Origin of the sequence: Caproicibacter sp., from assembly GCF_046707225.1 — a bacterium.
Lineage (GTDB): Bacteria > Bacillota > Clostridia > Oscillospirales > Acutalibacteraceae > Caproicibacter.
In genome coordinates this window covers 147,487-161,641 of the sequence record NZ_JBJKOP010000029.1, presented here as the reverse complement: position 1 = coordinate 161,641, position 14,155 = coordinate 147,487, and the positions used below count along the sequence as shown (strand labels likewise).

Annotated in this window: 10 protein-coding genes; all 10 read right to left on the bottom strand. The window is 51.1% G+C overall.

Features of this window, described 5'->3' with window-relative positions:
* Nucleotides 1-24: 24 nt before the first annotated feature.
* The 10 genes from rpsG to rpmE all read right to left on the bottom strand — a co-directional run bounded on the left by rpsG (nucleotide 25) and on the right by rpmE (nucleotide 14,098).
* Complete coding sequence (gene rpsG, locus ACLQ3M_RS05720) at nucleotides 25-495, bottom strand: 30S ribosomal protein S7 (protein WP_411676733.1); 471 nt, start codon at nucleotides 493-495, stop codon at nucleotides 25-27.
* A gap of 160 nt (nucleotides 496-655) precedes the next feature.
* Nucleotides 656-1,084, bottom strand: coding sequence for a 30S ribosomal protein S12 (rpsL, locus tag ACLQ3M_RS05715; RefSeq protein WP_411676732.1), 429 nt, complete (start codon nucleotides 1,082-1,084; stop codon nucleotides 656-658).
* Between the two features lie 130 nt (nucleotides 1,085-1,214).
* Nucleotides 1,215-4,757 carry a DNA-directed RNA polymerase subunit beta' gene (rpoC, locus tag ACLQ3M_RS05710; protein WP_411676731.1) on the bottom strand — a complete coding sequence of 1,181 codons (3,543 nt, stop codon included), beginning with the start codon at nucleotides 4,755-4,757 and terminating at the stop codon, nucleotides 1,215-1,217.
* A gap of 17 nt (nucleotides 4,758-4,774) precedes the next feature.
* Nucleotides 4,775-8,521 carry a DNA-directed RNA polymerase subunit beta gene (gene rpoB, locus ACLQ3M_RS05705; RefSeq protein ID WP_411676730.1) on the bottom strand — a complete coding sequence of 1,249 codons (3,747 nt, stop codon included), beginning with the start codon at nucleotides 8,519-8,521 and terminating at the stop codon, nucleotides 4,775-4,777.
* Between the two features lie 287 nt (nucleotides 8,522-8,808).
* On the bottom strand, nucleotides 8,809-9,216 hold the full coding sequence (locus ACLQ3M_RS05700; protein WP_411676729.1) for an RrF2 family transcriptional regulator: 408 nt from the start codon (nucleotides 9,214-9,216) through the stop codon (nucleotides 8,809-8,811).
* A 14-nt stretch (nucleotides 9,217-9,230) separates the two neighbouring features.
* Entirely contained in the window at nucleotides 9,231-10,319 is a 1,089-nt protein-coding gene (gene rpoD / locus ACLQ3M_RS05695) for an RNA polymerase sigma factor RpoD (protein WP_411676807.1), read from the bottom strand.
* 17 nt (nucleotides 10,320-10,336) lie between these two features.
* On the bottom strand, nucleotides 10,337-12,094 hold the full coding sequence (gene dnaG / locus ACLQ3M_RS05690) for a DNA primase (protein WP_411676728.1): 1,758 nt from the start codon (nucleotides 12,092-12,094) through the stop codon (nucleotides 10,337-10,339).
* Nucleotides 12,095-12,130: 36 nt separating this feature from the next.
* Nucleotides 12,131-13,126, bottom strand: coding sequence for a deoxyguanosinetriphosphate triphosphohydrolase (locus ACLQ3M_RS05685; RefSeq protein WP_411676727.1), 996 nt, complete (start codon nucleotides 13,124-13,126; stop codon nucleotides 12,131-12,133).
* A gap of 77 nt (nucleotides 13,127-13,203) precedes the next feature.
* Nucleotides 13,204-13,827, bottom strand: a complete 624-nt coding sequence (locus ACLQ3M_RS05680; protein WP_411676726.1) for an IMPACT family protein — start codon at nucleotides 13,825-13,827, stop codon at nucleotides 13,204-13,206.
* Between the two features lie 67 nt (nucleotides 13,828-13,894).
* Nucleotides 13,895-14,098 carry a 50S ribosomal protein L31 gene (rpmE, locus tag ACLQ3M_RS05675; protein WP_066644153.1) on the bottom strand — a complete coding sequence of 68 codons (204 nt, stop codon included), beginning with the start codon at nucleotides 14,096-14,098 and terminating at the stop codon, nucleotides 13,895-13,897.
* Nucleotides 14,099-14,155 lie beyond the last annotated feature (57 nt).

The window sequence follows — 14,155 nt, the reverse complement described above, 5'->3', positions numbered from 1 at the left end:
TACTGAAAATGTGCAGGCCGGCCATTACCAGCGGTAATGTGCAAATGCCCTGTTTGCCTCTGCCATCTTATGCGTTTCGTCACGCTTCTTGGCAGCGCCGCCAGCACCGTTCACAGCATCAAGGATTTCGCCGGCAAGTCTTTCCCTCATGGTCTTTTCGCTGCGCAGTCTAGAATAGTTGGTGACCCAGCGCAGGCCCAGAGTCTGCCGTCTTTCCGGACGGACCTCCATCGGGACCTGGTAGGTGGCGCCGCCGACACGGCGGGCCTTGACTTCCAGAGAAGGCATTACATTTTCCATGGCCTGCTCAAAAACATCCAACGGTTCTTTTCCCGTTTTGTCCCTGATAATATCAAATGCACCATAAACGATTTTCTGGGCAACGCCCTTTTTTCCGTCGTACATGATATTATTAATCAGTCGTGTTACAATTTTGGAATTATAAAGTGGATCCGGCAAAACATCGCGTTTCGCGGTTGAACCTCTTCTTGGCACTTTACTTCCCTCCTTCACAGAAATGAATTCATCGGTACTCGAAAGCGACATAACTCCCGTGGCCAGTACAGAGGCGCTCTATATGGTCAAACGCCGCTGCATTTCAGTTTTTCAACATGCAGCCGTCAGGTTTCTGTCATCGTTAAAATTGGCGTGCTGTTTATTTTTTAGCAGCACCGGCCTTCGGCCGTTTCGCACCATACTTGGAACGGGCCTGCATACGCTGAGCAACGCCCTGCGCGTCCAGAGTTCCGCGAATGATATGGTAACGCACACCAGGAAGGTCCTTGACACGTCCGCCGCGGATCATCACGACGCTGTGTTCCTGCAGGTTGTGACCAACGCCGGGAATATAGGCGCTGACTTCGATTCCGTTAGAAAGCCTGACTCTTGCGATTTTTCTCAAAGCAGAATTCGGCTTTTTCGGGGTCGCGGTTTTTACAACCGTGCAGACACCACGTTTTTGCGGAGAATCCTGATCGATGGAAACACGTTTCTTCGAGTTCCAGCCCTTCAAAAGTGCGGGGGCCTTCGCTTTCTTTTCGGATACTTCCCTGCCGGTATTGACCAATTGGTTAAAGGTTGGCATATGACACCTCCTAACAAAAATATTTATGTCAAGCCGCCCTTTTTTGGGCGGCGTGAACAACAAACTTTCAATCGGCTCTATTTTTAGCTGATGCCAAAAATTGCAGCCATCACAATTTTAAATTATAAGCCTAAACCGCATCATTTGTCAAGTTTTCTCCGGTCGGCTCGATTTCCACGTCACTATAGCATTTCATGCCGGTTCCTGCCGGGATCAGCTTCCCGATAATAACGTTTTCCTTGAGGCCCAGTAAAGGATCGACCTTACCCTTGATCGCGGCATCGGTCAGCACGCGGGTCGTTTCCTGGAAGGACGCCGCGGAAAGGAATGAATCCGTCGCGAGAGACGCCTTTGTAATACCCAAAAGAACCGGGGTCGCGGTTGCCTCCTGCAGATCGGTTTCCCCTGCGGCGATGCGATCGCGTACAATCTGATTTTCCGCTTCCAGTTCGCTCTTTTCAACCAGAGCGCTGGGCAGCAGGGTTGTGTCGCCCGCCTCGTCGACGCGAACTTTCTTCAGCATCTGGCGTACAATAACCTCGATATGCTTGTCGTTGATATCAACGCCCTGCATCCGGTAAACCTTCTGAACCTCTTCAATCAGGTAATCCTGGACGGCCTGAGTTCCGGTGATTGCCAAAACGTCGTGCGGATTGACCGAACCTTCCGTCAGACGGGTACCTGCCTTGATCTCATCGCCTTCACTGACGATAATGCGGGAACCAAACGGAATTAAATACGATTTGCTGTCTCCGGTTTCGGAGTTCGTCACAACGACGTGACGGCTCTTTTTGATTTCGTCAAATGAAACCGTACCGGCAATCTCGCTGATAATGGCAAGATGTTTCGGTTTTCTGCCTTCGAACAGCTCTTCAACGCGGGGCAGACCCTGTGTGATATCTTCCGCACTGGCAACACCACCGGTGTGGAAGGTTCTCATGGTCAGCTGCGTGCCGGGCTCGCCGATCGACTGCGCGGCGATAATTCCGACCGCTTCGCCGACCATAACAGGCATCCTTGTCGCAAGGTTTGCGCCGTAACATTTTTTGCAGACGCCGTGTTTCGCGCGGCATTCCAGGATCGAGCGGATTTTGATTCTCTTAACGCCCCTTGAGACGATGATATCGGCGTCATTCTCATCCATCAGTTTATCCTTGGAAACCAGCACTTCTCCGCTTTCTTTATCCACGAAGTCTTCCAGCAGATAACGTCCGATCAGGCGTTCGTGCATGGTCTCGATAATTTCCTTGCCCTCCTTGATATCAAAAATCTCAAGGCCCTCAGTTGCTCCGCAGTCTTCTTCACGAATAATGACATCCTGCGAAACATCGACCAGACGACGGGTCAGGTAACCGGAGTCCGCCGTACGCAAAGCCGTGTCGGCAAGGCCTTTCCGGGCGCCGCGCGAAGAAATAAAGTATTCCAGAATATTCAGGCCTTCGCGGTAATTCGCACGGATCGGAATTTCGATTGTTTTACCGGACGTATTTGCAATCAGGCCGCGCATACCGGCCAACTGGCGAATCTGGCTCATAGAACCGCGGGCGCCGGAGTCAGCCATCATGAAAATCGGATTGTAACGGTTCAGGTTCTTTTGCAGCGCGACAGACACGTCTTCCGTTGCTTTAGTCCAGGTTTTCAGAACTGCGTCATAACGCTCGCCGTTGGACAGCAAGCCCATTTTATATTGCTCGGAAACTTCGTCAATCTTCTTCTCCGCTTCCGCAATGATATCCTTTTTCTGCGGCGGAATCGTGGCGTCGCTGACGGAAACGGTGATTCCGCTGCGGGTGGAATACCGGTACCCCTGCGCCTTGATTGCGTCGAGAACCTCCGATGTTTTCGGCACGCCATGAACCTCTATGCAGCGGTCAATGATCTGACCCAACTGCTTTTTCCCAACCAGAAATTCAATTTCCAGCTTAAAACGATTTTCCGGCTTGGAACGGTCCACATAGCCCAGATCCTGAGGAACCGGGCGATTGAAAATCATACGCCCGACAGTCGTTTCAACCAACTGGGTTTCAGGCTTGCCGTCAAACACCAAAGTCCTGCGGACTTTGATCTTTGCATGAAGGCCGATTACATGCTCGTTGTAAGCTATGATTGCCTCGTCAAAGTCACGGAAGCATTTGCCCTCTCCCGTCTCCCCGGCCTTATCCAGCGTCAGATAATACGAACCCAGAACCATATCCTGCGTCGGCACGGTAACGGGGCGCCCATCGGAAGGCTTTAACAGGTTGCCTGCCGCAAGCATCAGGAAACGGGCTTCCGCCTGCGCTTCTGAGGAAAGCGGAACGTGCACAGCCATCTGGTCGCCGTCGAAGTCCGCGTTATACGCGGTGCAGGCCAGCGGATGCAGCTTGAGCGCTCTTCCCTCGACCAGAACCGGCTCAAACGCCTGAATGCCCAAGCGGTGCAGAGTCGGCGCGCGGTTTAACAGCACCGGATGGTTTTTTATGACGATTTCAAGTGCATCCCAAACCTCCGGTTTGGCTCGTTCGACCGCTTTTCTGGCCGCCTTGATATTGCCGGCAGCCTGTGTCTCAACCAGACGTTTCATGACAAAAGGCTTGAAAAGTTCCAGCGCCATTTCTTTGGGAAGTCCGCACTGATACATTTTAAGATCAGGACCGACAACAATAACCGAACGGCCCGAATAGTCGACGCGTTTGCCAAGCAAGTTTTGGCGGAAACGGCCCTGTTTGCCCTTCAGCATATCGGAAAGAGACTTTAACGGGCGATTGTTCGGCCCGGTAACAGGGCGTCCGCGGCGGCCGTTGTCGATCAGCGCGTCCACAGCCTCCTGCAGCATCCGTTTTTCATTGCGGACAATAATATCCGGAGCACCAAGCTCCAAAAGTCTTTTTAAACGATTGTTACGATTGATTACACGGCGGTACAGGTCGTTCAGGTCAGACGTTGCAAACCGGCCGCCGTCCAGCTGCACCATCGGCCGCAGATCCGGCGGAATAACCGGAATGGCGTCCATAATCATCCATTCGGGGCGGTTGCCCGAAAGACGGAAAGCCTCCACCACTTCAAGGCGTTTCAGAATGCGGACCTTCTTCTGGCCCGTTGCATTGACAAGCTCAGTTTTCAGCTCCGTCGAAACTTCGTCCAGATCGATTTCGGAAAGCAGCTTTTGAACGGATTCCGCTCCCATGCCCGCTTCAAAATCGTCCTCGTACTTCTCACGCATGTCGCGGTATTCTTTTTCATTCAGAAGCTGTTTTTTCTGAAGCTCCCTGACATCGCCCGGGTCCGTTACGATATAAAGGGCAAAATAAAGCACCTTTTCCAGCATTCTGGGCGAAATGTCAAGCATCAGTCCCATGCGGGAAGGAATCCCTTTGAAATACCAGATGTGGGAAACAGGGGCCGCCAGCTCAATGTGGCCCATCCGCTCACGGCGAACCTTCGCGCGCGTCACTTCAACCCCGCAGCGTTCGCAGATTTTCCCTTTGTAACGAATTCTCTTATACTTACCGCAATGGCATTCCCAGTCCTTCGTAGGCCCGAAAATGCGCTCGCAGAACAAACCGTCACGCTCCGGCTTTAAAGTTCGGTAATTGATCGTTTCCGGCTTTTTTACCTCACCGTGCGACCACTCACGAATTTTTTCAGGTGAAGCAAGTCCAATCTTTATGGATTCAAAGGTGTTAAATTCCATATTTCGACCCCTTCCTGTCAAATTTTATCTTCATTGGAACTCATATCGAACAGATCGTCTTTCCCAAGATCTTCGGAATCACCGGAACTTTCGTCTGTAAAACCATCGGAATCATCAAACAGACTTCCGTCATCCTCCGCTTCTTCCATGGAGAAGCCTTCAAAGTCGCCCTCAGCAACCGTCGGTTCATCAAAGTTTTCTTCCGTAGGATTGAATCCAATGTCGTCATCATCGTCGAAATTCTGCTTCAGGTCGATTTCATCATCGTTCACATCCAGCACCTTAACGTCGAGCGCGAGGGACTGGAGTTCTTTGATCAAAACCTTAAACGATTCCGGAATTCCGGGCGTCGGAATATTCTGACCTTTGACAATTGCTTCATACGTCTTCACACGGCCGACCACGTCGTCGGACTTGACGGTGAGAATTTCCTGAAGCGTGTAGGCGGCGCCGTAAGCCTCAAGCGCCCACACCTCCATTTCACCAAAGCGCTGTCCGCCGAACTGCGCTTTGCCGCCCAGAGGCTGCTGCGTAACAAGCGAATACGGGCCGGTGGAACGGGCATGAATTTTATCGTCTACCAGGTGGTGGAGTTTCAGGTAATACATATAGCCAACGGTAACGGGGTTGTCAAAGTACTCCCCGGTGCGGCCGTCTTTCAAAAGGATCTTTCCGTCCGGGCTCAGTCCCGCCTGCGTCAGGCACTCCACAATATTGTCCTCGTGCGCGCCGTCAAAAACAGGAGTCATGATTTTCCAGCCGAGTGCTCTTGCAGCAAGGCCCAAGTGAACTTCCAGCACCTGCCCGATATTCATTCGGGAAGGTACGCCCAAAGGATTCAGCACAATGTCAAGCGGAGTCCCGTCCGGAAGGAACGGCATATCTTCAACCGGCAGAATGCGCGAGACAACGCCCTTGTTTCCGTGGCGGCCCGCCATTTTATCGCCGACTGAAATTTTTCTCTTCTGCGCCAGATAGCAGCGAACCACTTTATTGACACCCGGGCTCAACTCATCATGGCTGTTTTCACGGGTAAAGACCTTAACGTCGACAACAATGCCGCTTTCACCGTGCGGAACGCGAAGCGAGGTATCGCGAACCTCGCGTGCTTTTTCTCCGAAAATGGCACGGAGCAGACGCTCTTCCGCAGTCAGCTCGGTTTCGCCCTTTGGCGTTACCTTGCCGACAAGGATATCTCCCGCACGGACTTCCGCGCCGATGCGGATAATTCCGCCGTCGTCCAAGTCGCGGAGCAGGTCTTCGTTGACATTTGGAATATCCCGCGTGATTTCTTCCGGACCAAGTTTGGTATCGCGGGCTTCCGTCTCATATTCCTCAATGTGGATCGAGGTAAAAACATCGTCGCGCACAACTTTTTCATTGATCAGGACGGCGTCCTCGTAGTTGTAGCCTTCCCAGGTCATAAAGCCGATCAGGGCGTTTTTACCAAGGCTGATTTCCCCATCCTTTGTGGCCGGACCGTCCGCGATGACGTCTCCCTCTGCCACGCGCTGGTTCATGTCCACAATCGGAACCTGATTAATGCATGTTCCCTGATTGGAACGCATAAATTTAATAACATGATAGACGTCGGTTTCCCCGTTGTCCGTAGTAATCTTAATTTCGTCGGCAGAAACGCTGCTGACGACGCCGCTGCGCTTTGCAAGCACACAAACTCCGGAATCCACGCCCGCTTTATATTCCATGCCGGTACCGACAATCGGAGATTCCGTCTTCAGCAGCGGTACCGCCTGCCGCTGCATGTTGGAACCCATCAGCGCGCGGTTCGCGTCATCGTTTTCCAGAAAAGGAATCATCGCGGTCGCGACGGAAACAACCATCCGCGGCGAAACATCCATGAAATCAGCGCGTTCCCGCTCTATTTCAACAAATTCGTCGCGATAGCGGCCGTTTACCTTCGGGTTTACGAAGCGGCCTTCCTCATCGAGAGGTTCATTCGCCTGTGCCACAATATAATTATCTTCAACATCCGCCGTCATATAAATGACTTCTTTTGTTACAACACCGGTTTTCTTGTCAACGCGGCGAAACGGCGCTTCAATAAATCCGTAATCATTGATTTTCGCAAATGTGGCCAAATAGGAAATCAAACCGATATTCGGCCCTTCCGGCGTTTCAATCGGGCACATGCGTCCGTAGTGTGTATAATGAACGTCGCGAACCTCAAATCCTGCGCGATCTCTTGAAAGACCGCCGGGGCCCAGCGCGGAAAGACGTCTCTTATGGGTAAGCTCCGCAAGCGGGTTGGTCTGATCCATAAACTGAGACAGCGGAGAAGATCCGAAAAATTCACGGATTGCCGCAACCACAGGGCGGATATTGATTAAAGAATGCGGTGTAAGAACCTCCAGATCCTGTGCCTGAAGGGTCATGCGTTCACGAATCACGCGTTCCAGGCGCGAAAAGCCGATGCGGAACTGGTTCTGGAGCAGCTCGCCGACGGACCGAATTCGCCTGTTGCCCAAATGGTCGATATCGTCAATAGTACCCAGACCAACCGCCAGGCAATTCATATAATTGATAGAGGCAAAAATGTCATCGATAATAATGTGCTTTGGAATCAGCTCATCAATTCTGGCAATGATTTTTTCCTTGATCTCTTCATCCGTGGAACTGGACTCAAGAATTTCATTGAGGATGGTGAAACGGACTCTCTCGTTGATACCGCATTCTGTTTTGGCGTCAAAGTTTACGAAGTTCTGAATATTAACCATGCCGTTGGAAATCACTTTGATTTCGCGGTCCCCGTCCTGTACATACGCGATGGAGACACCGGCATTGTCAATTTGTTCCGCAAGCTCATGGGACACGGCCACGCCTGCCTCCGCAAGCAGTTCCCCCGTGCGGGGATCCGCAATCGGCTTGGAAAGCACCTGACCGGAGATACGGCCGGCAAGATTCAGCTTTTTATTGTATTTGTAACGGCCGACCCGTGAAAGGTCGTAACGGCGCGCGTCAAAAAACAGGCTGTTGATGTGAGCCTGGGCGCTTTCTATGGTTGGCGGTTCGCTCGGACGAAGCTTTCTGTAAATTTCAAACAGGGCTTCCTCCGTGTTTTTGCACGGATCTTTGGCAATCGTTGCTTCCATCCGCTCGTCAATGCCAAAATAATCGCGGATTTCCTCGTCCGAACCAAGGCCGAGGGAACGGATAAATACGGTAACGGGAATTTTGCGGTTTTTATCGATGCGGACATAGAAGACGTCGTTCGCGTCGTTTTCATATTCCAGCCATGCGCCGCGGTTCGGAATAACGGTGGAACTGTAAAGCTCCTTGCCGGTTTTATCGTATTCCATTTTGTAATAAACGCCGGGCGAACGAACTAACTGTGAAACGATGACACGCTCAGCGCCGTTGATTACAAAAGTTCCGCTGTCGGTCATCAGGGGGAAATCCCCCATGAAAACTTCGGATTCTTTAATTTCGCCGCTTTCTTTGTTAAGCAGCCGTGCCGTGACCCGTAATGCCGCGGAATAAGTAGCATCGCGTTCCTTGCATTCTTCCACACTGTAATTCGGCTTGTCGACATCCAGTTTGTAATCGACAAAATCAAGTACGAGATTGCCCGTGTAATCCGTGATGCCGGAGACTTCCTTGAATACTTCCTTGAGTCCTTCATCGAGGAACCACTGATAGGACTTTTTCTGTACTTCGATAAGATTCGGCATATCAAGGACTTCATCAATACGCGCAAAACTCATTCGAGTATTTTTGCCAACCTTAACCGGTTTGACATTCACCATTGGCTCAATCACTCCATTCATAGATTTGACATTCCGCGGCATAAATTAAGCACAAAAAGTTTTCAAATATCTCACGATTTTATCATACTCCAGATAAACTATTGCCTTTTGAAAGGACTTGTGATATGATAGTTACAAATCATTTTGCGTATAAGTTGCCATGATGATGCAGTATATTATTTTATTACAATATATGGTGGTTGTCAAGTAATTTTTTAAAATAGCTGAAATATTTATATGTTCAACACAAAAGCCGGAGTGAAAGCTCCGGCTTTTGTTCTTTATTTCTAACCCTGCTTTTTTTTACAGTCCAGGGTTCCAAATGTATAGGAGTCGAGTTTTTCCCTTACGATTGTAGAAATTTCGTCATAAATCTCATGGAATCTGCAACAGTGATCATGCGTACAGCTGTAAGCATCCTGCTGGCAGCGGCTCAGCATATAAGGCCCCTCCACCGATTCAATGACCTGACGAAGCGTGATGGAATCCGCCGGGCCGGCAAGCATGTAGCCTCCATGCGCGCCTTTATAAGATACAATCAGCCCGGAGGCAACCAGCTTTCTCAGAATTTTCAATGCGAACCTCAAGGGAACCCTCGTATGTTCCGAAAGGGTGCGGGCGTCTACTTTTCGGTCCGACTGCGCGAGGTCGTCGACGATTCGGACCGCGTAGTCGGCCTCGAGTGTCAATACCATAATATGAACGCTCCTTAATCCAAAAAATCTTTCAGCTTTTTGCTTCGGCTTGGATGACGCAGTTTTCGAAGCGCCTTTGCTTCGATTTGACGGATGCGTTCTCTTGTTACGTTAAATTCCTTGCCCACTTCTTCCAGTGTGCGGGAACGTCCGTCCTCTAGGCCGAACCGCAGCCGAAGAACTTTTTCTTCTCTTGGCGTCAGTGTGTCGAGCACATCTGCAAGCTGTTCTTTCAAAAGCGTGTGGGAAGCGGCATCTGCCGGGGCCGGAGCGTCATCGTCCGGAATAAAGTCGCCGAGGTGGCTGTCTTCCTCCTCGCCGATCGGCGTTTCCAGCGAAACGGGTTCCTGAGCGACACGCATGATTTCACGCACTTTTTCAACCGGCATATCCAGTTCGTAAGAAATTTCCTCCGCCGTGGGTTCATGGCCGTTGGTATGCAGCAGCTGGCTCGAAACCTTTTTTACTTTATTGATTGTCTCGACCATATGCACGGGAATTCGAATTGTTCTCGCCTGATCCGCAATCGCGCGTGTAATTGCCTGGCGAATCCACCAGGTGGCGTAAGTGGAAAACTTGAAGCCCTTGGTATAGTCAAATTTTTCCACCGCTTTGATGAGGCCCAGATTGCCCTCCTGAATCAGGTCCAGAAATTGCATTCCTCTGCCGAGGTAGCGTTTGGCAATACTGACAACCAAACGAAGGTTTGCTTCCGACAGCCTTTTTTTCGCCGCCTCGTCCCCGCTGGAAATGCGGATGGCAAGGTCAATTTCCTCTTCCGGACTCAATAGGGGCACCCGACCGATTTCCTTTAAATACACCTTAACCGGATCATCGATCGCGATTCCTTCCGTACTCAGAGTGGTTTCAAGGTCTTCGCTTTCAGCAATTTTCGGGTCGATCTCAAGGTCTTCCAGCGGTTCCTCGCCGAAATCCTCAACAATTTCAACTCCCTGCGACTCAAGCGTATCGTAAAATTTTTCGATCTGTTCCGGGTCAAAGTCCAATTCGCCGAGCGCGTCAAGGATTTCCTTTGTAGACAGCTGCCCTTTTGCTTTTCCCTGTTCTATCAGTTCCCTGATCACCGTTTTCTTGTCAGGCATTGCCATAATGCGTCCCCCTATTTCTTTTGCTGCCTTAATTTTTGCAGGTAATCTTCTATTTCCTCAGCTCGTACCGAATCGGCCCGGCTTATCGTTAATTTATCATTTTCCTGGGAAATAATATTGATATATTTCAGCACGTCCGGCCATGTCAGTGTAATTCCGTCCTGAGCCGCAAGAATTCGTGAGACGGATGAAATTTCATCCATGGTAAATTCTTCCGAGAGATCGGCAAGGCCGACTGCATTTCCTTTTGTAATTCTGCCCACAATTATCGCATATACACGGCGGTTAAATGCTGTAATAAATTTTTCAGGCGGTAAAATCGCCGCTATTTTTTCGGAGGATTCAGGAAATTTCAGCAAATGCGCAATCAGGGCTTCCTCCGCGACCGCCGCGCGAAGATTGCCGGCTTTTTCGGGGTTTACACGATCCCTCAGGCCCGCGGCTTGTTGCTGAACCGCCTGAAATTGCTTTTTCATCTGCTTTTTCCAATTCCTTTTACTGTACGCTGAAATCTGATTCATGACCGTGGCCGTCGCGATTCCGGCCTCCTGTGCCAGCCGCCCCGCATAAACCTCCTGTTCAATGCGGTTTTCCAGGGTGGCAAGAATGGACACAGCCGCATTCAGGTACTCGACCCGCTGTTCGGGATTTTGAAGATTGCGGCCCTGTTTCGCCTTTTGCAGACGATATTCCACATCGTTGCCGCAGGCGTCCAACAACTGCTTAAACTTAATCGGCCCGTTCGTTTTTATGTATTCATCCGGATCCTTTCCGCCGGTAACGGTCAGAACCCGAACGACCAATCCGGCATCCCGAAGAATTGGGATTGCCCGAGAGGCCGCTTTCTGTCCCGGCTCGTCGGAATCATAGCAAACGACTACTTCTTTTGCGTACCGGGCCATCAGCCGTGCCTGCGGCGCGGTCAGCGAAGTGCCGAGCGTGGCGACTGCTTCCTGAAAACCCGCCTGATGCAGAGCGATCACATCCATATATCCTTCGCATAAAATCAGTCTTTCCGAATTGCGGTTTTTTGCAAAATTGAGAGCAAAAAGCATATTGCCCTTATTGAAAACGGGCGTTTCCGAAGTGTTCAGATACTTCGGCTTGTCGTCTCCAAGGGTTCTTCCGCCGAATGCCAACACATTGCCCCGCAGGTCGATAATCGGAAACATGACCCGCCCGAAAAAGCGGTCGACCGCCCTTCCGCTTCTGCTTTTAAAAGCCACATTTGCAAGAATCATTTCATTCTGTGTGTAGCCTTTCTTTTCTAGCATATCGACCAGAGCGAAGCGGGAAGCAGGAGAATATCCCAGTCCGAAGTGTCGGACGGTCTCCGGCTTTAGCTCACGCCGGTTAAAATATTCTCTCCCCTCGCGCCCGGCATCCGAATTCAGCGCGGAATAAAAAAATCGGGCGGTTTCCCGGTTGATTTCAAGAATCCGGGTACGCAGTTTCGCCATGCCGTCATCGACCTGCGCCTCCGGCACCTGCATTCCGGCCCGCTGGGCAAGGAAACGAACCGCTTCCATATAATCGAGATTCTCAATTCGCCGGACAAATGTAATCACGTCGCCTCCCGTTCCGCATCCGAAGCAGTAAAACGAACCGTTTTCCGGATAGACATTAAACGACGGCGACTTTTCACTGTGAAATGGACAAAGCCCGACCAGATTCCTGCCGCTGCGTTTCAGGCTGACATAGTTCGCGGCGATTTCAGCAAGATCACTGCGCGCCTTCAGTTCCTGAAGGAACGATTCCGGCAAGGGCATAAGGCCGCCTCCCTTTCAGATTCAGTTGCCGGCGCCTTATATTTTCCAGGATGCCGGAACATAAATGGATTTAAACAATTCGACCGCATAATGGTCCGTCATGCCGGCAATATAATCGCAGGCGGCACGGGCGCAGCCGTCCTGCTCCGCGATCAGACGCATATCCTCCGGCAGATTCTCCGGCTTTTGCAGATAGTCAAACAAAGCGCCGATCAGATGAGGGACTTTGCGCTCCTCTCCCTTTGCATAGGGATTCTCATAAACGCTCTGAAACATGAAGTCCTTTAACAAATCAAATGCTGCCTTAACTTCCGGGCCCATGCCAACGGTTCCCTTTCGGCTGCCCTTAATCACGGACCGAACCAGAGTATCAATCCGTCTCGATTTGCTGTGACCCAGCACCGATGTAATGCTTTCCGGGATTTCACCCTCCGCCAGCACTCCCGCACGTTCCGCGTCGTCAATATCATGATTCAAATAAGCAATCCGGTCCGCGACCCGTACGATGCGGCCTTCCATCGTCAACGCTTCCGTCCCGGTCGTATGGCACAGGATTCCATCCCGTACCTCTTTGGTCAGATTCAATCCTTTTCCGTTTTTTTCAAGACGTTCCACAACCCGCACACTCTGTTCATAGTGCCGGAATCCGCCCGGGAAAATCTGATTCAGCGCACGTTCCCCCGCGTGCCCAAAAGGGGTATGTCCCAAGTCATGGCCCAGGGATATCGCTTCCGTCAGATCCTCGTTCAGCTGCAGCGCCCGGGCGATTGTCCGCGCGATCTGAGCAACTTCGAGCGTGTGAGTCAGCCGCGTGCGGTAATGGTCGCCTTCCGGAGAAAGGAACACCTGCGTTTTATGCTTCAGGCGGCGAAACGCCTTGCAGTGTATAATTCTGTCACGGTCCCTTTGGTAGGGCGTTCTCAAGTCACAATCCATCTCCTGCGTGTCACGCCCCGCCGAATTTCTTGAAAGCATGGCATAAGGTGAAAGCGTCTGTTCTTCCAGATTTTGTATCCTTTCACAAACAGTCATAAAGAAACCCCTTTCCGTGCATTTCACTGCATTATACGCGAATTCCTCTCCCTTTTCCTTTCCCGTAACAAAAAAAGTTAATTTAAGTCAAAATATTTTTCTGAAACAAGCTCCGCGCCGCACTCCCCGCAGGTTGCATCCGATAAGGCATTGCGAAAATCCTTGAGGCTTTTGCTTTCCATATGGAACCGGATTCCGACCGCATCGGTATAATCGGTATGATCAATCACGCCGCCATACCGGGGTATCAGCGCGGCAACCGCGGAGTAGCGCGCATATCCGCAGCTGATATCCAGTACGGAACAGGGCTTCATCACCGCAACTCCGGATTGCTCCAAAGCAATTGCGGCCGTATGGGAATATGCCCTGACCAGGCCTCCGGTGCCAAGCAGCGTTCCGCCAAAATAGCGGGTTACAACAATCACCGCGTCCGTTATTTCCGATTTCAGGAGAACATCCAGCACCGGCAACCCTGCGGTGCCCTGTGGCTCTCCGTCGTCGGAGTGCCGGCATGTTCCTCCCTGTCTCAGGCTATAAGCGTAAACATGATGGTTCGCCTCGCGGTAGAGGGCCCTTTCTCCCTGCAGAAAAGAAATTGCTTCCTCTTCGCTGGCAGCGGGCGCGGCGGCACCGATAAACCGGGAACGGCGGTCTGTAATTTCCACCCGGGCGGCCGCCCTCAGTGTTCGATATTCTTTCATCCCCTGTCTCCCCCGAAAAAAAAGATAGACGGCGCTTTTCTCGCCGTCTATCCGTACAAAATCGCTTTTACTTGCCGATGCCGTAACGTTTTTTAAACATGTCAACACGGCCGCTTGTATCAATCAGCTTCTGTTTTCCCGTGAAAAACGGGTGGCATTTGGAGCAAATTTCAACACGGATGTTTTCCTTCGTTGATCTTGTATGAATTACATTTCCGCATGCGCAGGTAATCGTCGTATCCTGATACTGCGGATGGATCTTTTCCTTCATTCCTGTCACCTCTTTATCAACCATACTCCATACTGCGAAGATTATAACATACACGGC

What these genes read in the sequence shown, in the direction of transcription:
- rpsL (WP_411676732.1), bottom strand. Translation starts at nt 1,084, where the DNA reads ATGCCAACCTTTAACCAATTGGTCAATACCGGCAGGGAAGTATCCGAA.
- rpoC (WP_411676731.1), bottom strand. Translation starts at nt 4,757, where the DNA reads ATGGAATTTAACACCTTTGAATCCATAAAGATTGGACTTGCTTCACCT.
- rpoB (WP_411676730.1), bottom strand. Translation starts at nt 8,521, where the DNA reads ATGGTGAATGTCAAACCGGTTAAGGTTGGCAAAAATACTCGAATGAGT.
- ACLQ3M_RS05700 (WP_411676729.1), bottom strand. Translation starts at nt 9,216, where the DNA reads ATGGTATTGACACTCGAGGCCGACTACGCGGTCCGAATCGTCGACGAC.
- rpoD (WP_411676807.1), bottom strand. Translation starts at nt 10,319, where the DNA reads ATGCCTGACAAGAAAACGGTGATCAGGGAACTGATAGAACAGGGAAAA.
- dnaG (WP_411676728.1), bottom strand. Translation starts at nt 12,094, where the DNA reads ATGCCCTTGCCGGAATCGTTCCTTCAGGAACTGAAGGCGCGCAGTGAT.
- ACLQ3M_RS05685 (WP_411676727.1), bottom strand. Translation starts at nt 13,126, where the DNA reads ATGACTGTTTGTGAAAGGATACAAAATCTGGAAGAACAGACGCTTTCA.
- ACLQ3M_RS05680 (WP_411676726.1), bottom strand. Translation starts at nt 13,827, where the DNA reads ATGAAAGAATATCGAACACTGAGGGCGGCCGCCCGGGTGGAAATTACA.
- rpmE (WP_066644153.1), bottom strand. Translation starts at nt 14,098, where the DNA reads ATGAAGGAAAAGATCCATCCGCAGTATCAGGATACGACGATTACCTGC.